Origin of the sequence: Streptomyces incarnatus (assembly GCF_001027185.1) — a bacterium.
Taxonomy (GTDB): Bacteria; Actinomycetota; Actinomycetes; order Streptomycetales; family Streptomycetaceae; genus Streptomyces; species Streptomyces puniciscabiei.
Window position 1 is genome coordinate 523082 of sequence record NZ_CP011497.1, and the last position, 26764, is coordinate 549845.

17 protein-coding genes and 2 pseudogenes are annotated in these 26764 nt (G+C 72.6%); 10 read left to right on the forward strand and 9 right to left on the reverse strand.

Going from position 1 to position 26764, the window contains the following annotated elements; genetic code table 11:
- Window positions 1–241: 241 nt before the first annotated feature.
- Window positions 242–994 carry a class I SAM-dependent methyltransferase gene (locus ABB07_RS02285; RefSeq protein WP_208896978.1) on the forward strand — a complete coding sequence of 251 codons (753 nt, stop codon included), beginning with the start codon at window positions 242–244 and terminating at the stop codon, window positions 992–994.
- 15 nt (window positions 995–1009) lie between these two features.
- Here the strand turns inward: ABB07_RS02285 and ABB07_RS02290 are convergent.
- The 6 genes and pseudogenes from ABB07_RS02290 to ABB07_RS02315 all read right to left on the reverse strand — a co-directional run bounded on the left by ABB07_RS02290 (window position 1010) and on the right by ABB07_RS02315 (window position 10672).
- A pseudogene (locus ABB07_RS02290) lies at window positions 1010–3288 on the reverse strand (catalase).
- A gap of 363 nt (window positions 3289–3651) precedes the next feature.
- Entirely contained in the window at window positions 3652–5115 is a 1464-nt protein-coding gene (locus ABB07_RS02295; protein ID WP_208896979.1) for an aminotransferase class I/II-fold pyridoxal phosphate-dependent enzyme, read from the reverse strand.
- Window positions 5116–5298: 183 nt separating this feature from the next.
- A complete protein-coding gene (locus ABB07_RS41460; RefSeq protein ID WP_279617370.1) occupies window positions 5299–6654 on the reverse strand; it encodes an FAD-binding protein in 1356 nt (451 codons plus the stop codon).
- Window positions 6655–6730: 76 nt separating this feature from the next.
- Window positions 6731–7537, reverse strand: coding sequence for an inositol monophosphatase family protein (locus ABB07_RS02305; RefSeq protein WP_208896980.1), 807 nt, complete (start codon window positions 7535–7537; stop codon window positions 6731–6733).
- A gap of 28 nt (window positions 7538–7565) precedes the next feature.
- The gene (locus ABB07_RS02310; RefSeq protein WP_244189185.1) at window positions 7566–9347 is read right to left on the reverse strand and encodes an RICIN domain-containing protein; all 1782 of its coding nucleotides are present in this window, start codon (window positions 9345–9347) and stop codon (window positions 7566–7568) included.
- 143 nt (window positions 9348–9490) lie between these two features.
- Complete coding sequence (locus tag ABB07_RS02315) at window positions 9491–10672, reverse strand: FAD-dependent oxidoreductase (RefSeq protein WP_208896982.1); 1182 nt, start codon at window positions 10670–10672, stop codon at window positions 9491–9493.
- A 231-nt stretch (window positions 10673–10903) separates the two neighbouring features.
- On the opposite strand from ABB07_RS02315, the gene ABB07_RS02320 reads away from it, so the two are divergent.
- From ABB07_RS02320 to ABB07_RS02345, 6 genes are all read left to right on the forward strand, one after another.
- Window positions 10904–11911 carry a Ppx/GppA family phosphatase gene (locus ABB07_RS02320; RefSeq protein ID WP_208896983.1) on the forward strand — a complete coding sequence of 336 codons (1008 nt, stop codon included), beginning with the start codon at window positions 10904–10906 and terminating at the stop codon, window positions 11909–11911.
- Between the two features lie 135 nt (window positions 11912–12046).
- On the forward strand, window positions 12047–13024 hold the full coding sequence (locus tag ABB07_RS02325) for an ABC transporter substrate-binding protein (RefSeq protein ID WP_208896984.1): 978 nt from the start codon (window positions 12047–12049) through the stop codon (window positions 13022–13024).
- Window positions 13025–13048: 24 nt separating this feature from the next.
- Window positions 13049–13849, forward strand: a complete 801-nt coding sequence (locus ABB07_RS02330; protein ID WP_208896985.1) for an ABC transporter permease — start codon at window positions 13049–13051, stop codon at window positions 13847–13849.
- Window positions 13846–14691, forward strand: coding sequence for an ABC transporter permease (locus ABB07_RS02335; RefSeq protein WP_208896986.1), 846 nt, complete (start codon window positions 13846–13848; stop codon window positions 14689–14691). Before ABB07_RS02330 ends, ABB07_RS02335 begins: the two co-directional genes overlap by 4 nt.
- Window positions 14688–16304, forward strand: a complete 1617-nt coding sequence (gene mdlC / locus ABB07_RS02340) for a benzoylformate decarboxylase (RefSeq protein ID WP_208896987.1) — start codon at window positions 14688–14690, stop codon at window positions 16302–16304. The genes ABB07_RS02335 and mdlC overlap by 4 nt, the downstream gene beginning before the upstream one ends.
- Before the next feature lie 3 nt (window positions 16305–16307).
- Window positions 16308–17093 carry an ABC transporter ATP-binding protein gene (locus tag ABB07_RS02345; RefSeq protein WP_208896988.1) on the forward strand — a complete coding sequence of 262 codons (786 nt, stop codon included), beginning with the start codon at window positions 16308–16310 and terminating at the stop codon, window positions 17091–17093.
- Window positions 17094–17132: 39 nt separating this feature from the next.
- On the opposite strand, the gene ABB07_RS02350 is transcribed toward ABB07_RS02345, so the two are convergent.
- The 3 genes and pseudogenes from ABB07_RS02350 to ABB07_RS02360 all read right to left on the reverse strand — a co-directional run.
- A complete protein-coding gene (locus ABB07_RS02350) occupies window positions 17133–19772 on the reverse strand; it encodes a WD40/YVTN/BNR-like repeat-containing protein (protein WP_208896989.1) in 2640 nt (879 codons plus the stop codon).
- A gap of 106 nt (window positions 19773–19878) precedes the next feature.
- Window positions 19879–21003 carry a GNAT family N-acetyltransferase gene (locus tag ABB07_RS02355; protein ID WP_244189186.1) on the reverse strand — a complete coding sequence of 375 codons (1125 nt, stop codon included), beginning with the start codon at window positions 21001–21003 and terminating at the stop codon, window positions 19879–19881.
- Between the two features lie 289 nt (window positions 21004–21292).
- Window positions 21293–21694, reverse strand: a pseudogene (locus ABB07_RS02360) (MmyB family transcriptional regulator); the annotation flags it as partial.
- Window positions 21695–22318: 624 nt separating this feature from the next.
- Between ABB07_RS02360 and ABB07_RS02365 the strand changes: the two are divergent.
- From ABB07_RS02365 to ABB07_RS02375, 3 genes are all read left to right on the forward strand, one after another.
- Window positions 22319–24490: a glycoside hydrolase family 31 protein gene (locus ABB07_RS02365; protein WP_425264798.1), complete on the forward strand. Its 2172-nt coding sequence runs from the start codon at window positions 22319–22321 to the stop codon at window positions 24488–24490.
- A 143-nt stretch (window positions 24491–24633) separates the two neighbouring features.
- Window positions 24634–25842, forward strand: coding sequence for a carbohydrate-binding protein (locus tag ABB07_RS02370; RefSeq protein ID WP_208896992.1), 1209 nt, complete (start codon window positions 24634–24636; stop codon window positions 25840–25842).
- A 139-nt stretch (window positions 25843–25981) separates the two neighbouring features.
- Complete coding sequence (locus ABB07_RS02375; protein WP_208896993.1) at window positions 25982–26758, forward strand: polysaccharide lyase family 7 protein; 777 nt, start codon at window positions 25982–25984, stop codon at window positions 26756–26758.
- Window positions 26759–26764: the final 6 nt, after the last annotated feature.

Below are 26764 nucleotides of genomic sequence, written 5' to 3' on the forward strand. Positions count from 1 at the left end.
ACCCCGGGGGAGGAGCGCGCTCGGGCACGCGGCCGAAAATGTGCCCTCGGCTCGATCACGAAAGGCCGCGTGCCGGGGCGCCGCGGGGCCCGGAAGGCCTGCCGGCCGACCTCCGAGGGCGGGTCCCCGGCCTGCCCTCCCCCGTCCGCCCGGACGCCCACCGGCGCCCTCGGGCCGAGCCCTGCCGCCTGGTGCCGCGCCGCCCCCTTCCCTAGTGTCCAGCGGGAAAGGGGGTGGCCGGATGGACCGGGACATCCGCACGGTGGAAGACGTGCTACGGCTCCTGGACGGGCTGTTCGCGCCGGAGGCCGACCGGTGGACCCAGGGCGCGGCCCCGTGGTGGGACGACTTCTACACGGCACGGGACAGACCCGTGCCGTTCTTCGCGGCGAAGCCGGACGAGAACCTGGTGTCCTACCTGGAGCGCGGTCTCATCGTGCCGGGGCGGGCCCTCGACCTGGGCTGCGGCCCCGGCCGCAACGCGCTGTACCTCGCCGCGCGGGGCTTCGAGGTGGACGCCGTCGACCTCTCGCCCGCCGCGATCGCCTGGGCCGAGGAGCGCGCCCGGCAGGCCCGGGGCACAGGGGGCGCCGTGCGGTTCCACCGCGGTGACGCCTTCGCCCTGACCACGGGCACCGAGGCGGCGCTGCACGGCCCGTACGACCTCGTCCACGACTCCGGCTGCTTCCACCACCTGCCACCGCACCGCCGGGTCAGCCACCTCGCGCTGCTGGACCGCGTGCTGGCGCCGGGCGGGTACTTCTCGCTCACGTGCTTCGCCGCCGGCCGGATGGGCTCCGAACTCCCCGACGCGGCCTTCTACCGCGAACCCGGCCTGCACGGCGGGCTCGCCTACACCCCCGAGTCACTGCGCCGGATCTTCCGCGATCTCCACGAGGTCGAACTGCGCGCCATGCGGCAGGAACCGGCGGACTCCGCGCTGTTCGGCCAGGACTTCCTGTGGACGGCCCTCTTCCGCCGTCCGGCTCCATAGGGGTGACTCGGGCCGTCAGGCGGTGGACGGGAAGCGGTCCCAGACGCGGTGGGAGCCGAGCAGCCGGGTGAGCTGCTGGAGGACCGTCGTGGCGCCGTCGCCGGCGATCACACCGGGCGCGTCGAGGGGGATGCCGGCCGCCTCCAGCGCGCTCTCGCCGCCCTTGGCCGCCCCGATGGCCTTGCCGTGCCGGTACGCCTCCGCGAGCAGCAGGCCCACGCGCGGGTCGGGGGTGCCGGCGCGGCCGGTGGGCACGCCCGCCTTGGCGTCACGGGCGCCGTAGGCGTCGACGCCGATGCCCGGGGCGCCCGCCACGAGCACCGCGTCGAACTCCACGGACCGCGCCGTCGCATAGGTCCGCTGGACGGCCGGCGCGTCGGGGCCGTCACCGAGGGCGCCGCCCGCCGGTGCGACGACGAGCGGCACCATGCCCCCGTCCAGCACCTCCTGGCGTACGGCCCGTACGCCGTCCAGGTCGCCGTCGGGCCCGGTGACGATGCCGATGATCCGGCCGTCGGTCGGCCAGGTGTGCCCGACCTGGGACAGGGCGGGGCTGGGCGCGACGTCGGCCAGGGGCACGGTGGGTTCGGGGGCGGGCAGGCCGAGGCCGATGGCGACGCCCGCGCACAGCTCCGGGTCGATGTTGGCCAGCACCCGCAACGCCCGTTCCCTGATGGCCTGTTCGTAGCACTTGCCGAGTTCGAAGGTGTAGGCGCCGATGATGTGCTCGCGCTCCACCGGGCTCATGCTGAGCCAGAACCGGCGCGGCTGGCTGAAGTGGTCGTCGAACGACGCCGGTGCCTCGCGGGCCTTGGTCGCCTCCGGCACCCGCACCGGGGTCTCGACGAACGCGCCCGCGTCGGCGCCGGCCGTGAACGGGCAGCCGCCGTCGAGGGAGTTGGGGCGGTAGGGGGCCACACCCGGGTGCACGGCCGTCTGGTGCATGCCGTCGCGCAGCATGTCGTTGACGGGCGCGTGCGGACGGTTGACCGGGATCTGTGCGAAGTTGGGGCCGCCCAGCCGGGTGATCTGGGTGTCCAGGTAGGAGAAGAGCCGGCCGGCGAGCAGCGGGTCGTCGGTGATGTCGATGCCGGGGACGAGGTGGCCGGGGTGGAAGGCGACCTGCTCGGTCTCGGCGAAGAAGTTGAGCGGGTTGCGGTCGAGGGTGAGCAGGCCGATGGGCTGCACGGGGGCCAGTTCCTCGGGGACGATGTTCGTCGGGTCCAGCAGGTCGATGCCCTCGAACGTCTGGTCGGGGGTGTCGGGGAAGGTCTGGATCCCGAACTCCCACTCGGGAAAGGCGCCCGCCTCGATCGCGTCGGCGAGGTCACGGCGGTGGAAGTCCGGGTCGACACCGCCCATGATCTGGGCTCCTCCCACACCAGCGAGTGCACGCCCAGCTTCGGCTTCCAGTGGAACTTCACCAGGGTGGTCCCGCCGTCGGCGTCGACCAGGCGGAAGGTGTGGATCCCGAAGCCCTCCATGGTGCGGAACGAGCGCGGGATGCCCCGGTCGGACATGTTCCACAGGGTGTGGTGGGTGGCCTCGGTGTGCAGGGTGACGAAGTCCCAGAAGGTGTCGTGGGCGCTCTGGGCCTGCGGGATCTCCCGGTCGGGGTGCGGTTTGGCGGCGTGCACGACGTCCGGGAACTTGATCGCGTCCTGGATGAAGAACACCGGGATGTTGTTGCCGACCAGGTCGAAGACGCCCTCGCTGGTGTAGAACTTCGTCGCGAAGCCGCGGGTGTCCCGGACGGTGTCGGCGGAGCCGCGGGAGCCGAGCACGGTGGAGAAGCGGACGAACACCGGCGTCTCCACGCCCTCGGCGAGGAAGGCCGCCTTCGTCACGTTCGCCGCCGTGCCGTAGCTGCGGAACACCCCGTGCGCCGCGGCGCCGCGGGCGTGGACCACGCGCTCGGGGATGCGTTCATGGTCGAAGTGCATGACCTTTTCCCGCAGGTGGTGGTCCTGCAGCAGCACCGGGCCACGGGGTCCCGCCTTGAGCGAGTGGTCCGTGTCGTACAGCCGGGTGCCCTGGGCGTTGGTCAGGAATCCGCCGCTCTGCGCCCTCCGTGCCTGGTCGGCGCCGGTCGGCTGCCCGGTGGGGGAGACGGTCTCCGGGCCGGTCTGGTCGGGCTTGGGCGGGAGCGGCTCATGGCGTTCGGCCGGCTCGGCGACCGACGGGGACCGGGGACCCGGCTTTCCGGGGATGCCCTGCTCCGGGCCCGCGCCGTCGCCCCGCAGGACGTCCGCCGCCTTCTCCGCCGCTCGCTTCAGGGGGTTCGTCTCGCTCATCGCTGCGTTTCCTTCGCCGGGCATACGGCCGACAGACAGAAGTCACATGTGCAGGCCTGATGAAATCTGGCGAAAGAGGTCATCGCGGCCCTCGTACCGAGGTCCCCGGGCCGGAGCGTCCGAAACCGGCAATCGCGGCGGATTTCCGGTCGGGGTGAAGTCGGGCCGTCTCCCATCGAGTTGCCGGAGCGGCAGGCCCGCCGGACGCGTCGTCCGGACCCGGGGACCGTCGGGCAGGGCCAAGCGCCCCTGCCGGGGGTGCCTCCGTCCGTGGGCCGGGTTCTTGACCCGGGCCGGTGCGAACGGCCGCCCGCACCGCCACCTTAGGCCTTGCCCCCGGCCCCCGCAGGTCGAGAGACCGTGTCACGGCCGGGCCGTGACGCGCAGGCTCTCCAGCGACGGGTCCGCCGCGTCGGCGATGAGGAAGCCGTGCGCCACTCCGCTGCGCAGGTAGTCCAGCACCTCCTTCGTGATCACCTCGCCGGGCGCCACGACGGGCACGCCGGGCGGATAGGGACTGATCATCTCGGCGGAGATCCGGCCCACGGCCCGCTCGGCGGGCACCTGCTCGGCGGGCCCGAAGAACGCCTCGCGCGGCAGGACCGCCTGCTGGAGTTCGAGCGCCCGGGGCTCGGGCAGCCGGACGGCGGGCCGCCGCTGGAGCGCACCGGCGTGCTCCACCAGGGAGCGCATGGCGTCCAGCAGGGTCTTCTCGGTCTCGTCGTCGTCGGCGTGGGTGATGGAGGCGCTGATCCGGCAGGTGTCCGAGCCGCCCACGTCGACATGCCGGTGGGCCCGCAGCCATTCGGCCGCCTGCATGCCGCTGATGCCGAGGTCCCGGACCTCGATGACGATCTTCATCGGGTCGAACTCGGCCGCCAGCCCCTCCTCGATGATCTCCCCGCCCATGACCCGCAGTCCCGGCAGTTCCCGCAGCTCGGCGCGGATGCGCTCGGCCCGGTGGAGGGCCGCCCCCAGCAGCTCGCGGCCTCGCTCGACCATCTGCCGCCGCCAGCCGTCCAGGGCTCCGTAGACCAGACAGGAGGCGCTGGTGGTGCCGAGCAGGTCCTCGCGTTGCTTGAGCACCTCGGGCGCCACCCGGTCGTGCTGGAGGTGGAAGACCGAGCTCTGCTCGATGGCGCCGCCCATCTTGTGCACGCTGGTGACGACCAGGTCGGCGTCGGCGTCCATGCCCCAGACCGGGAGGTCCGGGTGGAAGGGCAGGTGGGCGCCCCAGGCCTCGTCCACGATGAGCGGTACGTCGTAGGCGTGGCAGGCGTCGGCGACGCCCCGGACGTCGGCGCAGGTGCCCCAGTCGGTGGGGGTGATCAGCAGCATTCCCTTGGCGTCGGGGTGCTCCCGCAGGCGGTCGCGGACGTCGTCGGGCTCCGGCGGATGGGCCAGGTGCCGCTCGCCGTCGAACTTCGGGTGGACCCAGATCGGCTCCACCCCGTTGATGATCACCGCCGCGATGACCGACTTGTGCGCGTTGCGCGACAGCAGCAGCTTCTCCCCCGGCCCCGCGACCGAGCACATCGCGGTCTTCACAGACAGGGAGCTGCCGCAGGTCGAGAAGAAGGCGTGCTCGGCGCCCACCGCGTCGGCCATCAGCTCCTGTGCGTCCTCCAGCACGCCCTGGGACTGCCGGCGGTCGTCCAGGCCGTTGAGGGTGAGCACGTCCGAGCGGAAGACGTCGATGCCGAGGACCTCGGCGACCCGGGGGTCGGTGCCGCGGCCCTGTTTGTGCCCGGGCGGTCCGAACACCACGTCTCCGCGGCGGCGGAACTCCTCCAGGGCCTCCAGTACGGGTGCGCGCGAGTGATCCATGCGTGTCGTCTCCCTCAGCGGACATGCGGCCGGTACGGCTCCGCCGGCCGGGGCCGCACCGTCCGTGTTGCACTCGGCGCGCACTCGAAACCCCCCAAAGGCGTGTCTCCAGGGGCGGGCCGCCAGAACGCCTTCAGAACGTCGTCGGCACGGCGGGTACGGCCCCGGTTCCAGCCGAGGTCCTCAAAGCCGCAGTCCGTGTCCGCGGGCGAGGACGCCATGCGGGTCGAACCGCCGTTTGGCGGCGGCGAAAACCGGTCGGCGGCTGCCGTGGTGGTCCCGCCAGTCGGCGTCCGACATGGGCAGGGCGTTCACGGGATAGGCGACGGCACCGTGGGAGCGGGCCAGTTCGTACGCGGTGCGGTTGGCGGCCACCATCGCCGCGACCGTCTCGGGGCTGCCGGGGGGCGCTGTGCGCAACAGGGCGAACAGATGGAGGACTTCGCCGGAGGGGCGGCTGAAGAGGGGAGCCCGCAGCTGGCTGGACAGCAGGGGGTAGAGCAGGACGAGGCCGGTGTCGCGCAGGTCCCGGAAGGCCGGGTCGGCGAGTACGGCGCGGACGACGGACGCGGCGCTGTCGTGCGGCAGCAGCAGATTGAGCCAGGGGTGCGGATACAGCCACTCCCCCGTCTCCCGCAGGACCTCCTCGTCGGTGTCCACGCGATGGGCGAACTCGCCGTGTCCCAGGTCCTCCGTCTCCAGGGCGGCGGGATCGTGCCCGAGTCCGGCGAGCAGGGCGGCGTCGTCGGGCGGGCAGGGGCCGTCGTACGGGGCCACGGCCTCGATCATGTACCGCCAGGCGTGCTCACCGGCCGGCCGGGCCTGGCCCTCCAGATAGGTGAAGCGCTGCTCCTCGGCGAGCCGTCGCTGGTCAGCCAGGTAGCGGGTGAGGCCGGTGTAGTGGAGGCAGTAGCGGCGGATCCGGGCGGGGGCCTCGACCAGGCGCAGCGTGGCGGTCACGATGACGGCGCACTGGCCGAGTCCGGCGAGCACCGCGTGGAACAGCCCGGGGTCCCGGTCGGGTGCGCAGACCCGGTGCTCCCCGGCCCCGGTCACCACCTCCAGCTCCAGGACCTGGTCCGCGACCAGGCCGTGCCGGTGGCCGGCCCCGCCGAGTCCGCCCGCCGACAGGACTCCGCCCACTCCCGCGCCGAGGTAGTCGGTGAGGACCGGCGGGGTGCGGCCGTACGGCAGGGTGGTGGCCAGCACCTCCCGCCACACCGCGCCCGCCTGCACGGTCACTTGGCCGCCCGTCACGGGACCCACCCGGTTCATCGCCCGCAGGTCCAGCACGATCCCGCCGCCCGCCTGCCCCTGGCCGTACATCGAGTGACCCCCGCCGCGCACGGTCACCGGGATGCCCCGCGGTCCGGCGAACACCAGCAGCTCCTGGATCTCGGCGGCGGACCGGGGGCGCAGGACCGCCAGTGGCGGGGCCGACACGATGTGCCCGAAGTCCTGCCCGGCCTCGCGCAGGGCCTCCGGGCGGGTGTCCAGGGCCTGTTCGAAGCGGGTGGCGAGGTCGGCGGCCAGGGTCATGCGGGCATCACACCAGACGAGCGGCGCCCGCGTCGAGCAGGCGGGCCGACCCGCTCCGCGCCAACTCGGCGCGCGCTCAGGGGACTTGGTTCTTGATGAGCTCCAGCAATGCGGCATGGGTCTCCGCGTCGGCCGCCGCGACGAGGCCGCCCGCGGCGCTGAGCTCGGGCTCGCCGTACAGGCCGGTCACCGTGCAGCCGGCCGCCCGGCACAGGGCGATCCCCGCCGCGAAGTGCACGCTGTCGCGCAGGTCGCCGTCGGTCACGTACGCGGCCCGGCGTCCGGCGGCCACCCAGGCCACGGCGAGGGTGCTGGAGACGACCCGGGGCCGGAACCGCCGGGCGAAGCCGGGGTCGGCGAGGAGGCGGACCGCCTGGAAACCGGGGGCGTTGGGGAACGGCGGGTCGAGGTTGACGTCCACCAGCGCGGAACCGGACCAGGGCGCCAGCCGTTCGTCCGGGCCGTCCCCGCGGACCCAGGCCGCCTCGCCGTCGGTCCAGAACACCTCGCCGCTGAACGGGTCGGCGGTGGCGGCGGCCGTGACCTCGGAGCCCTCCCGCAGGGCGACGTTCACGCCGACGAGCATGTTCCGGACGGCGTAGTTGAGGGTGCCGCACAGCGGGTCGACGAGCCAGCGGCGGTGGGCGTCGGCGGCGCCGGAGCGTCCGCTCTCCTCGCCGGTCACGGCGTCGTCGGGGCGGGCGGCGCGCAGCACGTCCAGGATGGCCCGCTCGGCGGCGAGGTCCGCCTCGGTCGCGAAGTCTCCGGCGGACTTGTCGTGGCGTTCGAGCCGGCTGCCGTACAGACCACGGACCACGGCTGCGCCCGCCTGGGCCGCGGTGACGGCCAGGCGGGCGTCGGATTCCCCGTTGATGATCGACATGGGTGCAGGATAGCCAGACGTCTCCTGCTCAGCCGGTCGCGGAGAAGCACAGGGTCTGTTCGGCGGCGGAGCGCCCCGCGCCGACCGGACTCCCGGTGCGGTCCGTCCAGGTGCGCGCGGGGGTGGTCTCGGCGAGCCGGCCCGAGGTGCCGGAGAGGCCGAGGACGAGTCCGCTGTAACGGTTGACCAGGCGGTAGGTGCCGCCGGAGGCGTTCGGGATCACGAACCACTGCTGCCCGACCGACGGTCCGCCGGCCCGTGCCGCCGTGACGGTGGGCCTCGCGCCCCAGGCGCGGCCCGCGGCGGAGGAGGAGTCGACGCCGAGCAGCCGGCCGCTCGCGGCGTTGGTGACGGTGAAGGCGCCGTCGCCGGTCGGGGTGAAGTGCCAGATGTCGCTGCCGGAACGGGTGGGCCGGGCCAGCGAGGTGGTGCCTCTCCCGCCGGCCGCCTGGGCGAGGACGCGGCCCGCGCCGCTCGCGATGCGGTAGCCGCGGCTTGTGTCCACCGGGGCGGGCGCGGGTGCGGTGGCGTCGACGGTGATGTCGACGTATTCGCCGGAGGCGTCGTGCGAGCAGCCGAAGGCGCAGTAGGAGCGGAAGGACCGGCCGACGATCGTGGAGCTGGTGCGGTTGGCGCCGTCGAGGAACCAGCGGTACCAGGAGGCGTTGGTGTAGCCGCCGGTGTCCCCGATCAGGCGCCACTTCTGGGTGCTCAGGTCGTCGGTGGCGTAGAGGTACTGCGGTGCGTCGCCGCTCTGGTCTACGGCCTGCGGTTCGCCGATGTACAGCCCGAGATGGGCGTCGTAGGCGATGTTCATGACGAACAGCGGCGAGGTCGGCGGCATCTTCCCGGCCGCGATCTGCTGGGCGGCGGTGCCGGTGCTGGCCGGGTCGTACTCGGTGGAGGCGGGGGTGTAGCCGGCGGGGTGATCGGCGTCCACGGGGACGATGTCGCTCTCCTTGCCGCCGGTGCCGGGCTGCGACCAGGCGCCGTCGTACCACTTGTGCCAGGAGCCGGGGGCCATCTTGGCGGAGATCGGGGCGCGGGCCACGTGTTCGTAGAACGCCTTCCAGCCGCCGCTCTTGTCGATGATCCGGGAGCCGTAATAGACGTAGAAGTAGCCGGAGGCGGTGTCGACGAAGAGGCGCTGGTCGCCGTCGCCGTAGGAGTACGTCTGGTTCGGGAAGGCCGTCGTGTCCCCACGCGCGGTGCTGTACGGGGACGTGATCACGTGGTCCTCGATGGTCCAGGTGCGGCCCCGGTCGGTGGAGACGGCGTAGTCGATGGCGTCGTAGTGCAGTCCGTCGCCGAAGGGCTGCGGGGTGAACTCGTTGTGCACCAGGCCGTACCAGTCGCCGGTGTCGGGGTCGACCCACACCCCGGACAGGTCGCAGTAGTTCTTCTGGGCGTAGCCGGAGCCGCTCGGTGCGTACGTCGCCCCGCGGCCGGTGGGGCTGTTGTTGCAGCGCCAGGTGGTGTCGTCGTTGCGGTCGGCCGGGTTGGCGGGGTTCACCGCCTTGCTCAGGGCCTTGTCGAAGGTCGCGGTGTCGAAGTCCGTGCCGGTGTAGAAGTCCCAGCTGCGCGGGTCCTTGGCGCCGTAGAGGGCGGCGGACTGCTGGTAGTGGAAGGTGCCGTCCCGGTCGAGGTAGGGGCTCGCGGGGGTGTCCGTGGGGTGGGTGAAGGGTACCGGGGTCCCCACGGTCACGGTGTAGCCGGCGTCGGCGGGTGTGGCGGCCGGTGCCGGGGACGCGGTGCCGCCGCCCAGGACCAGGGCGGCGGTCGCGGCCGCGGCGCCGCCCGCTCTGCTCAAGAGTCGCAACTGTGCTCCTTGGTGCCGAAGTTCCGAAGGGCCGGTCGCTCGGAACGATCCGGCTCCGGCGCCGGTCCGGCAATGGACTCCAGTGCTCCGCCTCTTGCACTTTCGCGCGCCCCCGGCCGGCCGGAGCCCCCGGGTCAGGTCTCCTCGGGCGGGTTCGCCGGCAGCGGGGCGTCCCAGGCCAGTTGGCGGATGAGCGCCTCGTCCGGCTCGGCGGGGCGGGCCAGGACGGGACCCGGACGGGAGGGATTCCGGCCGCCGCGGGAGATGCCGCCGCTGACGGTGATGTTGTGCTCCACCCGTGGGCGCCGGTGCCGTTCGTAGGCGGCGAAGGCGTCCGGGGCGCGGGGCAGGTCGCGCAGCGCCTTGGCGAGGACGACGGCGTCCTCCAGGGCCATCGAGGCACCCTGGCCGGTCGCCGGGGAGGCCGCGTGGGCCGCGTCGCCGATCAGCAGGGTCCGTCCCCGGTGCCACACCGTCCCGAGCGGCAGCTCGGTGGCGTTGGTGACCATGACAGGTCCCTGGGAGGCGGTGACGATGTCCGCGGCGGGTGTGGCGTCCTTGCGCAGCAGCGGCAGCAGCTCCTCGCGCCACGGGGCACGGTGGGCGGCGCCGCCGGCGGGCAGCGGTTCCGTGCTCACCCGGGCGAACCAGTACGTCTGCCCGGCCGGCGACACCACGTGTCCGAAGGTCGCCTCGCTGCCCCGGACGAAGGTGATGACGCCGGTGCCGTCCGGGCCGGCGGCGGTGCCGCTGTAGCCGTAGAAGATCCGCTGGCCCGCGTACCCGGGCCGGACACCGGGGGTGAGGAGCCGGCGCACGGTGGAGTTCAGGCCGTCGGCGCCGATGAGGAGGGCCGCGTGGGCGGTGCTGCCGTCGGCGAACCGGGCGGTGACGCCGTGCGGGCCGTCCGTGACGCCGGCCAGCCGGGCGCCGTGGCGCAGGCGGATGCCGCGCCGGGCCGCCTCGCCCTGCAGGGCCGCGTTCAGCTCGCCGCGCCGCAGACAGCGGTACCGCAGTCCCGGTTCGGCGACCTCGCCGAGCGGCGCGTGCGTCAGCTCGGTGCCGTCGCTGTCGAGCAACCGCAGCGATGTCAGCGGGAATCCGACGGCCCTGACGGCGTCCGCGGCGTCGAGCTGGGCCAGGGCGCGCATGCCGTTGCTCGCCAGGGTCAGGAACGCCCCGATGTCCTCGGCCGTGTCGGGGTGTGCCTCGTACACGGTGACGTCGTAGCCGGCCTTGTGCAGGCCGAGCGCGGCCGCGGTCCCCGCGATGCCGCCGCCGATCACCAGTACCCTCGTCGCGTCCGTCCCGCTCACGTGCCACTCCTCACGCCGACAGTGGTGGTGACCATCTAAGGCCAGGGACGGGCCGGTACGGGGGCCGAGATCCGGACAGGATCACAGTGTGCGCCGGCCCGTGCGCGGCGCGCGCCCGGTGTGCCGCCGACTGCCCGGCGCCGCCCCTGAAGGGGCCCGTCGGCCGCTGCTGTGCACACGGGCGCCCCCTGAATGGCGGGTGCCTGGCGGGAAAGTGGGTACTCCCCGGCCATGCGGGTGAGCGTGCTGGATGCGGGGTCGAACACGGTTCGTCTGGTGATCGCAGATGTGGAGGGGGGCGTTCCGCTGCCGGTGCACACCGTCAAGTGGAAGCTGCGCCTGTCCGAACACGTCGGTGCGGACGGCAGCATCGCCGACGAGGCGGTGGAGCGGCTGGTGAAGGCGGTGGCCGCGGCGGGGGACACAGCCCGCGGATGGCATGCGTCGGGCCCACTGGCCTTCGCGACCGCGGTGGTGCGCGGCGCCCCGAACCGGCAGGAGGTGATCCGCCGGGTGGCGGCGGAGACCGGTGTCCCCCTGTGCGTCCTGCCGGGTGAGACCGAGGCCGAGCTGACCTTCCTGGCGGCCCGCCGCTGGCTCGGCTGGCACGCCGGCCCGCTCGCGGTGCTGGACATCGGCGGCGGCTCCCTGGAGGTGGCCTTCGGCCGGGGCCGGCTGCCCGACTTCGCCGCGTCCCTGCCGCTCGGCGCGCGGCGCCTCACCCAGGAGTACCTCGCGGTGCAGGACCCGCCGGGGCCGGAGGAACTGAAGGAACTGCGCCGCCGGATCCGCCATGAGCTGCGGGACGTGGCCTCACGGATCCGCTGGGAACGGCCGCGCACCGCCGCGGTCACCTCCCGTACGTTCCAGCAGCTGGGCCGGCTGTGCGGGGCGGCGCCCGGACGCCACGGCCCGTTCGTGCACCGGGAGATGCGCGGCCGGGACCTGCGCGAGGCGGTCCGCACCCTCGCGGCACTGCCCGCCGCCGAACGCGCCCAGCTGCCCGGGATCTCCGCGCCGCGCGCCGCGCAGAGCCTGGCCGGAGCGATCGTCGGGCACACGGCGCTGAAGCTCATGGGGTTGCGCGGGGCCGTGGTCTGCCCCTGGGCGATCCGCGAGGGCGTGCTGCTGCGTTACATCGAGGACGGCGCCGACTGGTGGACGGACGCCACCGGCACCGACGGCACCACCGCGCCCCCCGCTGCGACCCCCCTGCGGATCGCCGGCCCACGGGCCTGACCGGGCCTCAGCCGGCCCTGGACACCTGCCGGGGGCCGGCGATGAGCCGGGCGCGGGGTTCGTCTTTTTCCAAACCGCTGGAAAGCCGCACCCGGGATGTAGCGATCATGACAATCGCAGGGTAGGCATGCCCGTATGCCTTTACGTCGATCACGACCGGGAAAGACGGCCATCAAACGGCTCGCCGCGCTCGTCGCCGCGGCGGCGCTGCTCCTCGTGGGCTGCGACAGCGGCGGGAAGGCGCATCCAGGTGACGGCCGGCAGCAGCTGACCGTGGCGGCGCTGCCCCTCACCGACTCCGCCGCCCTGTACCTGGCCCGGGACCGCGGGCTGTTCGCCAAGGAGGGACTGGACGTACGCATCCAGCCCGTGCAGCAGAGCATCCAGGCGCTGCCCGCGCTGCTGAAGGGCCAGGTCGACGTGATCGCCAGCGCGAACTACGTCACCTACTTCCAGGCGTACGAGAAGGGCACTCTGGACCTGCGCATCGTCGCCGAGGGCGTCCGGATCGCCCCGCACATGATGGACGTCCTCGTGCCCAAGGACTCCGCCCTGAGGTCGCCCGCCGACCTCGCGGGCAAGAAGGTCGCCGTCGCCGTCCTCAACAACATCCAGTCCCTCACCCTGAACGCGATCCTCGACGCCCGGCATGCCGGACGACCGGTCTACCGGCAGATCCTGTTCCCGCAGATGGGCCCGGCCCTGCAGCGGGGCCAGGTGGACGCCGCCCATGTGGTCGAGCCCTTCGACACCGCCGTCCAGGGCGAGTTGGGCGCGCGGGTGCTGCTGGACGGCGGGTCGGGACCGGCGCTGGGCCTGCCCGCCAGCGGGTACATCACCACGGCCGGCTTCGTGAAGCGGAACCCGAAGGCCGCGGCCGGTTTCCGGCGGGCCGTCGAGGCGGCCTCGAAACTCGCCGCCGAGGATCCCGGAGCGGTCCGCACCGAGCTGCCCACGTACGCCAGGGTGACCGCGGACCAGGCCAAGTCGATCCATCTGCCCGTCTATCCGGCGACCGCGGACCCGGCCGCCCTGCGCCGGCTCATCACGCTCATGCGCACCCAGGGGCTGTTGAAGAAGGACGTCGATCCGGCACCTCTGCTGGTGACATGACACGGCTGGAAGCGCACGGCTGACATGACACGACGTCAGGACCTCCTGCTCGGCCTGCTCGGCACGGCCGGGGCCTTCGGGATCTGCGAGGCGGTCGCCCGCGCCGGGATCGTACGGCGCAGCTATCTGCCGCCCGCCTCCGAAGTCCTCGCCCGCGCCGCCCGGTTGGCGGGTGACCCGGTCTTCCTCGACGGGATCGGGGTGACCCTGCGGGCCTGGGCGCTGGGTCTCGGGCTCGCCTGTGCGATCGCGGTGCCGCTCGGGCTGCTGCTGGGCGCGGTGCCGGTGGCGGAGGCGGCCGTACGCGCGGTGATCGAGTTCCTGCGGCCCCTGCCGTCCGTCGCGCTCATCCCGCTGGTGTCCCTGCTGCTCGGCTCCGGCACGCGGACGGAGGTGACGCTGATCGCGTACGCCTCGCTCTGGCCGGTGCTGTTCAACACCGTCTACGGCCTCGGCGAGACCGATCCACTGGCCAAGGACACCCTGCGCGCCTTCGGGTTCGGGCGGCTCGCGGTGCTGCTGCGGGTGGAGTTGCCGGCCACCGCCCCGTTCATCGCCGCCGGCGTGCGGATCTCGGCCGCGGTCGCGCTGATCCTGGCCGTCGCGACGGAGATCCTCTCCGGATTCGGCCAGGGCCTCGGCATCTTCATCGCCCAGGCCCAGACGGAGACGGACGGCACACGGGACGTGCTGGCGGGGGTGGTGTGGGCGGGCGTGCTCGGGCTGGTGATCAACGGCGTACTGGTCGGCGCGGAGCGGCGGTTGTTCGCCTGGGCGCGGGAACCGCACCAGGACGCGGGCGAGTCCCGGCGGAGCCGGCCGTGACGCGGGCACAGGACAGCGCCCGGCCCGGATCCGCACCGGGCCCGCCCCGGGCCGCCGTCGTCCCCTTCCTGCTGCGCTGGTCGGTGCTCCTGGTGGCCGTCGTCTGCTGGGAGCTGGCCGCCCGCGCCCAGGGCAGTGTGTACTTCCCGCCGCCGCTGCGGATCGCCCGGCACGCCCGGGACCTGTGGTTCTCGGGGCCGCCCGGACATCTGTTCCTGACTCCGGCCGCCGTCGACACCATCCTGCCGAGCCTGGGCCGGATGGCGGCCGGGTTCGCGCTCGCCGCCGGCGCCGGGATCACCCTCGGGATCGCGGTGGGCCGCTCCCGGCGGGCGTACGCGCTGTGCAACCCGGTGCTGCAGTTCGCGCGGGCCGTACCGCCGCCCGCGCTGGTGCCGGTGTTCGTGGTCGTCCTCGACTTCGGTACGCCCATGCAGGTGGCGTCGATCGTGTTCAGCGCCGTGTGGCCGGTGCTGGTCAACTCGGCCGAGGGCGCCCGCGCCACCGACCCGCTGCGGCTCCAGGTGGCGGCCGTGCTGCGGCTGACGGCGCCCGAGCGGCTGTGGTTCCTGATCCTGCCCTCGGCGCTCCCCCGGATCTTCGCGGGGCTGCGGCTCAGTCTCTCGCTGTGCCTGATCCTGATGGTGTTCTCGGAGCTGCTGCCGGGCAGTGACAACGGCATCGGCTTCACCCTCACCGACGCCCAGACGCGCTCCGACCTGCTCACGGTGTGGTCGGCGCTGCTGCTGCTCGGCGCGCTCGGGTATCTCCTCAACACCGCTCTGCTGACGGTCGAGAAGCGGCTCGTCGGCCCCCGATCGTCCGCAGGGAGGACGGCATGACCACGGCCACGGTCCGCGAGGCGGTCGTACGGTTTCTGCGCGACACCGGCATGACCACGGTCTTCGGCAACCCGGGCTCCACGGAGCTGCGGATGTTCCGCGACTGGCCGGACGACTTCACCTATGTGCTGGGCCTGCAGGAGTCCGTCGCCGTGGGCATGGCCGCCGGGCACGCCCTCGGCACCCGGCGTGCCGCGTTCGTCAGCCTGCACTCGGCCGGCGGGGTGGGGCACGCGCTGGGTGCGGTGTTCAACGCCTATCGCGACCGGGTGCCGCTGGTGATTCTCGCGGGGCAGCAGGCGCGCTCGCTGATCCAGTTGCGGCCGTTCCTCGGCGCCGACGAACCGGCCCTCTTCCCGCGCCCGTACGTGAAGTCCGCCCGCCAGCCGGAACGGGCCGAGGACGTGCCGGCCGCGGTCGCCGAGGCGTACCGGATCGCCATGGCCCATCCACGCGGCCCGGTCTTCGTGTCCGTACCGGAGGACGACTGGGACCGGCCTGCCGAGCCCGTCACGCCCCGCACGGTGCACTCGGCGTTCACGGCCGCCCCGGACGCCCTCGACGCGCTCGCCGCCCGGCTGGACGCCTGTGCGCGCCCGGCTCTCGTGGTGGGGCCGGGCGTGGACGACGAGGACGCACTGGACGAGGCCCTGGCGCTGGCCGAGCGGATCCGGGCCGGGGTGTGGATCAGCCCGCTCTCCGGCCGCTCCGGCTTCCCCGAGTCCCATCCGCTGTTCCAGGGGTTCCTGCCGCCGATCGCCCGGCAACTCGCCGCGCGCCTCGCGCCGTACGACGTGGTGGTCGCCCTCGGCGCACCGGTGTTCACCTATCACGTGGCGGACGGCGGCCCGCCGCTCGCGCCCGGTACCGAGCTGTTCCACCTGGACTGCGACGCCGGCCAGGCCGCCTGGCTGCCCACCGGCACCAGCATCGTCACCACCCTGCGCCCCGCCCTGGAACGGCTCACCGGGCGGCTGAAGGACACCGACCGCGACCCGCCGCCGCCCCGCCCGGCTCCCGTCCCGGCTGCCGCCGAGGGGCACGGGGGACACATCACCCCGGAGCTGTTCTTCGACCTGCTGCGCGCCCGGCTGCCGCGCGACCGGGTCCTCGTCGAGGAGGCCCCCAGCCACCGCGACACGCTGCACGCGCGCGTGCCCGTCGAGTCGGGCGGCGGCTTCCTCACCACGGGCAGCGGGGCGCTCGGCTGGGGCCTGCCCCTCGCGGTGGGCCGGGCGCTCGCCGACCGGCGCCGGGTGGTGTGCGTGGTCGGGGACGGCTCGGCGCTGTACTCGGTGCAGGCCCTGTGGAGCGCGGCCCGGCACGCGGCCCCGGTCACCTACGTCCTGCTGGACAACGGCGGTTACGCGGCGGTCCGCGCGCTGGGCCGCCGGATCGGCATCGCCGCCGTCCCCGGCACGGACATCACCGGCATCGACTTCGCGGCCCTCGCCGAGTCCTTCGGCTGCCCGGCGGCCCGTGCCGGACACCCCGAGGAGCTGCCGGCCGCGCTGGACCACGCCCTGGACCGGGGCGACGACTCCGGCCCCTTCCTGCTGCACCTGCGGGTCACCGGCAGCGCGGGCACCCTGTACGAGCCCTGGGCCGGGTGAGGGATGCTGCGCCTCGACTCCGTCAGCCGGCACTTCGGCGACACCCGCGTCCTGGACGGCATCACCCTCACCGTGCCGGACGGACAGCTCCTCAGCGTGGTCGGCCCATCCGGGTGCGGCAAGTCCACGCTGCTGCGCACCATCGCCGGGCTGCTGCCCGCGCAGGAGGGCACGGTCACGATCGACGGGACGGCGGTGACCGGCGTACCGGAGCGGCTCGCCGTCGTCTTCCAGGAGTACGGCCGCTCGCTGCTGCCCTGGCTCACCGTCCGCGACAACGTGGCCCTGCCGCTGCGCCGCCGGGGCCTGGCCCGCGCCGCCCGCCGGGTCGAGGCCGAGACGATCCTCGAACGGGTCGGCCTGCACGGCGTCGCCCGGCGCCACCCACGGGAGCTGTCCGGCGGCATGCAGCAGCGGGTCGCCATCGCCCGCGCCCTGGTCTGCCGGCCCTCCCTGCTGCTGATGGACGAGCCGTTCGGCTCGCTGGACGCGGGCACCCGCGAGGACCTGGAGGACCTGCTGTTGCAGGTCCACCGGACGCACGACACGACCATCGTGTTCGTCACCCACGACATCGACGAGAGCGTGTACGTCGGTGACCGCGTCGTCGTCCTCTCCCCCGGCCCCGGCTCGCGCGTCGTCCTGGACCTGCCGGTCGACCTGCCCCGCGAACGGGACCAGCTCACCACCCGGAGCCTGCCGGGGTTCGTGAAGCTGCGCACGGAGGTGGGACAGGCCGTGCGGGGCGCTCCACCGGGGGCGGGGACGACCGAACGCGAGGAGGGGTGACCCCCGCGCCGGGAGTCGCCCCTCCTCCTCGGATGCCGGTCAGCACAGGTCGCACACCTTGATGGTGTAGATCCCGCGGCCGTGCGTGGCGGCGTACAGGGTGCCGCCGTCGGGGCTCGCCTTGAGCTGGAGGACGGCGACGGCCGGCAGGCTGCCGATCCGCTGCCAGGTGGTGCGGCCCGGCGCGCGGTAGACCACGCCGAGGTCGGTGGCGACGGCGAGGCCGCCGTCCGCCGTCACGAGCGCGGAGTTGGTGGGCACGTCGGGCAGGTCGGCCGAGATGTCCTTCCAGGTGGTGCCGCCGTCGGTGGACTCGAAGACGTGGCCGACGCCCGCGCCGGGGCCCTCGGTCCAGTGCCGGGAGAAGCCGTTGACCGCGAGGAAGACGTGGTCGGCGTTCTTCGGGTCGACGGCGAAGCCGCTGAGGTAGCGGTTGGGCACCGTGCCGTCGACCGGCAGACTGATGTCGTGCCAGCCAGTGCCGTCCGCGTTGCCGACGGCGATGCCGCGGGCGAAGCCCTGGTTGTTGCAGGGGCCGCACCAGGCGGCGTAGATCTTCCCGCCGGACGCGGCGACGGCGGTCGCGACCCGGCCGGCGCCGAAGTCGTGCACGCTGGTCCACTCCGAGCCGCTGCGGATGGCGTAACCGTGGGTCTGGACCCAGATGTGCCGGCCGCCGGCCACCCAGGTGTTGCCGTCCTTCAGGTCCGCCGCGAGCGGGGCGATGAAGCGGGCCTCGCTGGTGGCGTTGTCGGGCGGGGCGACGGAGTACGACGTCGCCTTGCTCGCGTCCGTGGTCCAGCTGCCGTCGTTGACCGCGCAGTTCTGGGTGACCTGGACGGCGAGGTAGACGTACTCCTGGGCGATGTCGCAGCCGTTGGCGGGGTCGGTGAGGGTGTCGCCGCCGTCGCCGCCGAAGTTCGAGCCCATCACCTTGTCGTCGCCGCGCAGGACGGACTGCCCGTTGTCCTGCAGGCCGCCGGTGACGGACAGGCCGCCGTGGTCGAGGTCCCTGCCGATGCCGACGGAGTAGTACTGCAGGGTGTCGATGGTGCCGTCGTTGAGGGACGTCCAGTCGGTGGCGTGTCCGGAGGCGTCCTGGGCGCCGGTCACCGAGCGCTTGTAGATGCCGCCGTCGTTGCCGACGTACACGAAGCTCTTGCCGTGGTAGCGGCCGATCGCGACGCCGTGCTGGTCGGAGTGGGTGGTCTGGTGGCAGTCGCCGGTCTGCTTGGCCGGGTCGATGCTCCAGCAGGAGAACGGGAAGTTCCAGTACGGGCCGACGGTGGACCAGCTGCCGCCGCCGTCCTTGGTCTCGTAGACCTCCTCCAGGCCCGCGTACACGTGCTGCGGGTCGCCCGGGTCGACGGCGAGGAACTGGTTGTACCAGGCCTGGACGCCGGGCATGTAACCGGCCGTGGTCAGCGCCGAGTTGTCGGCGGCCAGGCCCTTGTAGTCGGCGATCTTCGTCCAGGGTCCGGTCGGCGAACCCGACGTGGAGACGTAGATGCCCTCCAGGCCGCTGTCCGGGTTGGTGTTCAGCTGCTCCGGGGACTGGTCGATGGCGTAGTAGCGGGAGCCGTCGGCGGAGCGGGCGAAGGTGACGTTGCCGACGTTGTCGGCGTCGGCCGGGAGGTCACCGAGGCCACTGGTGATCCGGGTCCAGGTGCCGTTCACCCTGGTGTAGAAGCCGTTGTAGTCGTCGCCGCTGCGCCAGCCCACGGCGAGGACCACCTTGGAGGGGTCCCTGGGGTCGACGGCGATGTCGTTGGCGATGTTCTTGTACGGCGCGTTCGGGTCGCCGGCCTTCGAACCTCCGGGCAGGAAGTCCGGGTTGGGCGCGAACTGCAGCTTCCAGGGGCCGCTCAGCGTCTTCGTGGAGTGGCTCCAGACGCCCTTGCTGGTGGCCGCCCACACCGTGTCGCCGCCGAAGCGCAGTTCGTGGATGGTGGTGCTCTCCAGCTCGTCGCCGCCGACCCGGCTGCGCGCGGAGAAGGCGCCGTGGTGCGGGTGAGTGAGGACGTAGACGCCGCTGCCGAGGTAGGCGTCGGCGTTGGTGGTGGCCTCGCCCGTGCCCAGCCACAGCCGGCCGGTGCCGTCGAGAGCGAGGGCTCCGGTGGACTGGGCGGGCAGCCGGTCGCTGATGGGCTGCCAGTGGCCGCCCCCGCTGCGCGAGCGCCACACCCCGCCGCCGGCGCTGCCCGCGTAGACGTAACCGTCGTCGTCGGCGGCGACCGCCGCCATCCGTCCGGTGACGTTCCCGCCGCCGCCGCTGGAGTTGGAGTCGATGTCGCGGTAGCGCGGGTCGTCGGAGTTGTACGGCAGGTCGGTGATGTTGCGCCAACGGCCGCCCGTGCTCCGGAGGTTGTTCAGGTCCCGCCAGGCGGCGCCGTACGCGCCCGGTGCGACCACACCGGGCGAGGTGCGGGCCTCGGCGTACTGGTCCGCGCCCTCGGCGATCTCGTCCGCCTCGTTGCCGTCGTCGCCGTCCGCCGCCACGTGCGGCGACATGGCGCCCACCGACTGCTCGCGCTCCTTGGCCAGTTGGCCGAGGACACGGACACCGAAGGGGCTCACCGAGCGCCCCGAGGCGGCGGACGGGGGAATCGCGACGAGCGCGGCGGACGCGGAGAGCGCGCAGACGGTGAACCACCGTCTTCTGCGGGTTGGTACGGACACCAGGGACCTCCCGGAAGGCATCGACGCTGCCGACGCAGGAGACCCGATCACGATGGCGCGAAAACATCCGCCGCTTGGCGAACTTTTGACGAGAACCTGCCAGTCGCTACCCCTCCGGGAGGCGATTCTTCCGGGCGCCCGGAGGAGCCGCCACACCCTCAGTGCGCATCCTGCCCACCGTTCTCAGCAGCCGGTCGGCCGGCTCGCGCAGCTGCGGATGGGCGTTGACCGTGTTCCGCAGCCCGCGCACGGGTCTGCGCCACAGCCGCTGGGCGAGCGCCACCGGGTGGGGGCGGGCGGCGAAGCCCTCGGCGACCCGCAGTTCCCGGGTCTTGAGCCAGTCCTTGTACTCCTTGTCGCCGCGTCCCAGGTCCACGAGGGTGACCCCGTGCCGGGCCGCCGCCTCGGCGGTCCGCAGATGCATCATCAATCCCGGGGAGTAGTAGTGGAGTTCGGGGTCGTACGCGGTGAACCAGGCCGCCAGCACGGTGCTCGAACGGGGGCCGAAGTGGGCCGCGACCGGGCGGTCACCCGCGTACAGCACGGACAGCACTCCGGTGAAGTGTTCCTCGCGGACCCGGAACAGGTGGTCGACCAGGCCGACGATCCACGGCCGGGAGAACCGGTCCATGCGGCCGGTCCTGCGGTACTGCGCGGACTTCCACCGCATGAGCGTGCGCAGCACCTCCGGGTCGCGCTCGTCGAACTCGAACCGCACCTCGCCGATGTCCCGGCCGAGCCGCCGCTCCTTCTTCAGCGTGGTCTTGGCCAGGCCCGGGTAGGTGCCGCGCAGCCACTCCGGGTAGCCGCCGTCGCCGGGCTTCACATCGATCACCGGTGAGGCGAAGGTGCCGGTGACGTGGGGCGCGAACGGCCGCTGCTCCTCGACCAGATGGTCGAACTCGAAGATGCTGAGGCCGCAGGCCCGCAGCAGTTCCTCCGCGTTCCAGGTGACCCCGGGCCGGTGCACGAGGGCCTGGCAGTCGGACAGTCCGAGCCCGACGGCCCGTCCGGTGCCGAACGGCCCCCGCTCGTACGGGAGGAACCCGGCGGGCTCCCCGCCCTGGTGCAGTATCGCCACCCGGGCGCCACGCCGGTAGCGGCCGACACCGATCGCGAACTCCGGTGCGAGGAAGGGGTTGGAGTACTCGGGCGACTCGTCCATCGCGCGGTGCCAGGCCCGGCGCAGCTCGGGTGTCAGCTCGCCGGGTCTGTGGATGGTGATCTCCACCTCAGTTCGACCGCCCTTCCGCAGGCGCCGCGAGCGGCGTGCCCGAGGCGGCACAGGCCGGTGAGGCGTGTGGATCATGGCTCATGGATCGCATGGGCGACCGCTCCCCCCATGACGCGCCGGGCGCGTCCTGCCACTGGTTCCGATGTGCGCCGCATCCCCTCCGCGCGCGACTGCTCAAACGTCGCGAAACAGGGCGCACACTGTCAAGGGTGCCTCAGGCGACGGATGATCCGCCACGGGTCTGCCGACTTCGTGACAAGTCCGGTGCACTCCGGCGCGGTCCGGCTCAGCGGGGCCGTCGCCCCGGCTCGTCCGGCGTGGCGCTCAGGTCCTGGGTGCCGATCACCTGGAGCAGCTCCAGCTGGGCGGCTCCCTCGGTGCCGGGCGGGGCGCTGAACCACAGCAGCCGCTGGCGGCCGTCCTCGCTGAAGAGGCTGTGGCAGTCCAGCTCGATGACGCCGAGCGAGGGGTGCACGATCCGCTTGTGGTCGGTGCGGCGCAGGGCCACCTCCCGCTCCTCCCACAGTGCGGCGAACTCCGTGCTGCGCCGGCGCAGCGTGGCCACCAGACGGGTGACGTCGGGGTCCTTGGCGCGCCGGGCCGCGACCGCCTGCAGGTCGGCGGTGAACACCCGGGAGTGGTGCGGATGGTCCTCGGCCGGATAGATGCGGCGGGCGGCGGGCCGGGTTCCAGCCCTCGCGCTCTTGACATGAACCTGCGTCAGACCCGAGGCTCCTGCTTGAAGTTGCTTGATTGGTGCCTGTTTCGAGCGCTTGTGAGCATCACAGCAAGAACAGTCAGTCCGCAGTGCTGCGAGGGGAGCTGTTCCGCCGTGCAAAGACCGCGAAGACTGCGCCACCGTGTGCCATGGCCGGCCTGGGTACCCCTGGGGCTGGCGACGGCCCTCGCGGGAACCGTGCTCGCCGTCCCGGCGCCCGCCCGGGCCGCCGCCACCGCCTCCGGTGCCGTGCTCGACTCCGCACACAGCAGCGTCGGCTGGCAGAGCCCGGTCTACGCCAAGGGCACCGGCGGGGGCACCGAGAGCTGTCCCGCCCCGGCCGCCGACCCCGACGACAAGGTCTGCGACCGCTTCGACCTGACCGTCTCGGTGCCGGACGGCTACTGGGACGACAACCCCGAGGGCGGCGTCCCGCTGTCGATCAGGTGGGAGAAGCCCTCCGACGACTTCGACCTGTACGTCTACGACGACCACGGCAAGCAAGTGGCCTCCAGTGCGGGCACCGCCGACCCGGAGGCCACGGTGATCCCGCGGGCGTCGGGGACATACCACGTGGTCGTCGTGCCGTACGACGTGCACGACAACTCCTTCACGGGCAGCGCGTACCTGCCCGCCACCACGGACGCGGGCGACCTCACGTCCTTCTCCGGCGGCGACGGCACCTACACCGTCAGGGCCGGGCAGCTCACCGCGCGGGCCGACTTCCTGACGGGAGGCCAACTACGGTTGCAGGCCGATCCGTCCGGCTCGCTGAGTGATCCCGCGGGTACGGCCATCGTGCGCGAGGAGCCCGCCCCGGAGCGGCACACCTCGTCCTTCGACGCCGGCGACTACTACGGCGTCCGCTCCCCGCAGGCGGTCCTGCGCGTGTACAAGAAGCCGCTGCGCTTCGGGCTGTACGAGCCCGACAACCGCACCCGGATCTGGCAGGAGGACAAACCGCTGCGCTGGTCGACCGGCGGAATGCGGCAGAGCCTGGTGCGGGGCGCGGACGAGCAGTTCTTCGGCGGCGGCGAGCAGAACGGCGGCTTCTCGCACCGCGGGCAGACGATGTACGTGGCCAACAGCTTCGACTGGAACGAGGGCGGCTACAACAACTCCCAGCCGTTCTATCTCTCCAGCGCGGGCTACGGCGTCTTCCGCAACACCTTCGCGCCGGGCGTGTACACCTTCGCCTCACCCGTGACCACCGGTCAGCAGGAACGGCGCCTGGACGCCTACTACTTCCTCGGGGACGCCAGACAGGTCATCGGAAAGTACACCGCGTTGGTGGGCAAGCCGTTCATGCCACCGGTGTACGGCCTCGAACCCGGCGACTCCGACTGCTACCTGCACAACGCCAACCGCGGCGAACGGCACACCCTGGACGCGCTGAAGATCGCCGACGGGTACACCGAGCACCGGATGCCGCTCGGCTGGATGCTGGTCAACGACGGCTACGGCTGCGGGTACGAGAACCTGGAGCAGACCGCGCGGGGCCTGCAGGACCACCACGCCCAGCTCGGCCTGTGGACCCAGGACGGCATCGGCAAGCTCGCCGACCAGGTCAGGGCGGGTCAGCGGGTGGCCAAGCTGGACGTGGCCTGGGTCGGCAACGGGTACAGGTTCGCGCTCGACGCGTGCGACGCGGCGAAGAAGGGGATCGAGGACAACAGCGACGCGCGCGGTTTCGTGTGGCTGCCGGTGTCCTGGGCGGGCGCCCAGCGCTGCGGCGTGCTGTGGAGCGGCGACCAGAAGCTGTCCTGGGACTACATCCGCTGGCAGATCCCGACCTACGCCGGGGCGACCCTGTCCGGCATCGCCTACAACACCGGTGACGTGGGCAGCATCTACCGCCACGACGCCAAGATGTACGCCCGTGACCTGCAGTGGAAGGCGTTCCTTCCGACGATCATGACCATGGACGGCTGGGCGAGCGACATCGCCACGGGCAAACCCGCCGACCAGCAGCCGTGGCTCGACGGCGAGCCGTACACCTCCGTCAACCGCAAGTACCTGCAGCTAAAGGAGCGGTTGCTGCCGTACATGTACACGCTCTCCGCCGAGGCGGCGAAGACGGGCGTGGGCGCGGTGCGTCCGCTGTGGCTGGAGTATCCGCACGACCCGAACACCCTCGGGGAGCAGGCGAAGTACGAGTTCCTGTCCGGGCCCGACTTCCTGGTGGCTCCGGTCTACCAGGACTCCGACACCCGCGACGGCATCTACCTGCCCAAGGGCACCTGGACCGACTACTGGACCGGCCGCACCTACCAGGGACCGACCACGGTCAACGGCTACCACGCGCCGCTCGACACGCTCCCGCTGTTCGTGCGCGAGGGCGCGATCGTGCCGATGTGGCCGGAGGGAACGACCAGTTGGCAGACCCGGGACCGGCACGAGCTGGACTGGGACCTGTATCCGGCGGCCCGCGGCACCCGTCACTACACGCTGTACGAGGACGACGGGGTGACGCGCGACTTCACCAAGGGCGCCGCCGCCACCCAGCGGGTGTCCCTGCACGCCGACGGCGACGGGACGACCGTCTCGGTGGGCGCGAGCCGCGGCGACTACGCCGGCAAGCCGGCCGCCCGCGCGTACCGGTTCACCGTGCACGGCGAGGCGGCACCCGCACGGGTCCTCCTGGACGGCCGCCAACTGCCCGCCTCCGCCTGGTCGTACGACGCCGGCACCCACGTCACGACCATCACCACGCCGGGCCTTTCGCTGGACCGGGGATTCACGGTGCGGCTGGTCGACGGGAGGTAAAGGGAAGCAAAGGGAACGTATGGTCTAGTCCAAAGAGCGGGTTGGTCTAGTCCAACTTATTGACGTGGCCGCAACAGCTCCCGGAGGGTGGGGCTCCCCACCCCGGGCCGGTCCCGGGAAACCCCACCCACTGGAGGCACGCAGTGAGACGTCTTCGGGCATGTCTGGGCGCGGCGGCGGCCGTCACGCTCGCCGCCGCCGGCACGACCGCGCTCGTCGCGAGCAACGCCTCGGGCGCGACCACCGCACTGAGCAACCGCTGGTACGCCGCCGCCCCCTATCTCATGCCGCTGGACAACGACCCGCCGGACCCGGCCGCCATCATGGACGCCACCGGCCTGAAGGCCTTCCAGCTGGCCTTCGTCCTCGCGCCCAACGGCGGTGGCTGCACGCCGACCTGGGGCGGCACCGCCGCCGTCTCCTCGGACACGGCCGTGCAGTCCATGATCAGCACGATCCGCGCCAAGGGCGGTGACGTGTCGGTCTCCATCGGCGGTTACGGCGGCACGAAGCTCGGCCAGGCCTGCGCGGACGCCGCATCCACGGCGGCGGCCTACCAGCAGGTCGTCACCAAGTACGGGCTGCACGCCATCGACTTCGACCTGGAGGAGCCGGAGTACGAGAACAGCGCGGCCATCAAGAACGAGATCGGCGCGGCCAAGATCCTCCAGCAGAACAACCCCGGCCTGTACGTCTCGGTGACGACGGCCGGCACCGCGGACGGCACCGGCTGGTTCGGCAAGCAGATGCTGCTGGAGGCCAAGTCCCAGGGGTTCACCCCCAACAACTTCTCCATCATGCCGTTCGACGGCGGCTTCAACGGCGGGGCCAGCCAGACCAGCGCGCTGACCAACTTCAACTCGATCCTGCAGTCGACCTTCGGCTGGGACCAGGCGACGGCGTACGCGCACGAGGGCTTCTCCGGCATGAACGGCCGCAGCGACACCGGCGAGTACTTCACGCAGGCCGACTTCCAGACGGTGCTGGACTACGCCACGAGCCACAACATGGACCGCTTCACCTTCTGGTCCCTGAACCGCGACCGGCAGTGCAGCCCGCCGGACAACGGCGGCCGCACGTCCGGGACGTGCTCCAGCGTGGCGCAGAACGACTGGGACTTCGCCAAGTACTCCGTGAAGTTCGCCGGCGTCACCCCGCCCACCACCCCTCCGACACCGACCCCCACCCCGACGCCGACCTCCTGCAAGCCCGCATGGAGTTCCACCGCGGTGTACACACAGGGGAACGAGGTCTCGTACAACAAGCACAACTGGAAGGCCAAGTGGTGGACCCAGAACGAGGTGCCGGGCGCCTCGGAATGGGGGCCGTGGCAGGACGAGGGCGCCTGCTGAACACCTGCCGGACCACTTGACGTGTTTGGTTCAGACCTCTAGCTTCTCGGGTCACCAGCGACCAAGGATGCGTTCAGCGTTCAGCATGCTGAACGCATCCGACGGTCCCGGCCTTCGCTCCGAAGAAGGGACCCCCCACATGACCCGATCCCGGCTTCTCGCGGTGCCGGCCACCGCGGGCCTCGCCCTCGCCCTCACCCTCCTCGGCAGCACCGGCGCGATCGCCGCCGATCCGCACGTCGCGCCCGGCGGCAACTTCGACCTGTCGGTCTGGGAGCTGCAGGAGCCCGTCGGCTCCCCCGGCCACCCGACCACCATCCCGTCGTCCCGGCTCCAGGGCCCGAACGGCTACCAGGACGCCTACTTCTACACCGACACGCGCGACGGGGCGATGACCTTCTGGGCGCCCGAGAAGGGCGTCACCACACCGAACTCGAACTACGCCCGCTCCGAGCTGCGCGAGATGAACCGCGACGGCAGCCCCGCCGACTGGTCGCTGTCCGGCTCGCACAGGCTGAGCGCGACCCTGCGCGTGGTGTCCGTGACGAAGAACGTCTGCGTCGGGCAGGTCCACCTCGGCAGCGGCGGCTCCTCCACCAAGCCGCTGCTGGAGCTGTACTACCACGCGAACGGCGACATCGTCCTCGGCACGGAGAACTCCCCGTCCGGCGGGCAGACCTCGCACAGCGTGGGGCACGTGTCCCTCGGCAGGACCTGGAGCTACACCATCGCCGTTTCCGGCGGGAACACCATCGACCTGACCGTCAACGGCACCACCACCCACTACGGCATCCCGTCGTCGTTCCAGCAGTACAAGCAGTACTTCAAGGCCGGCTCCTGCAACCAGTCCTCTTCGGACAGTACGACCAACGGCGCCCGGGTCGCGTTCTACGGCCTGACTGTCAAACACGGATGACACGCC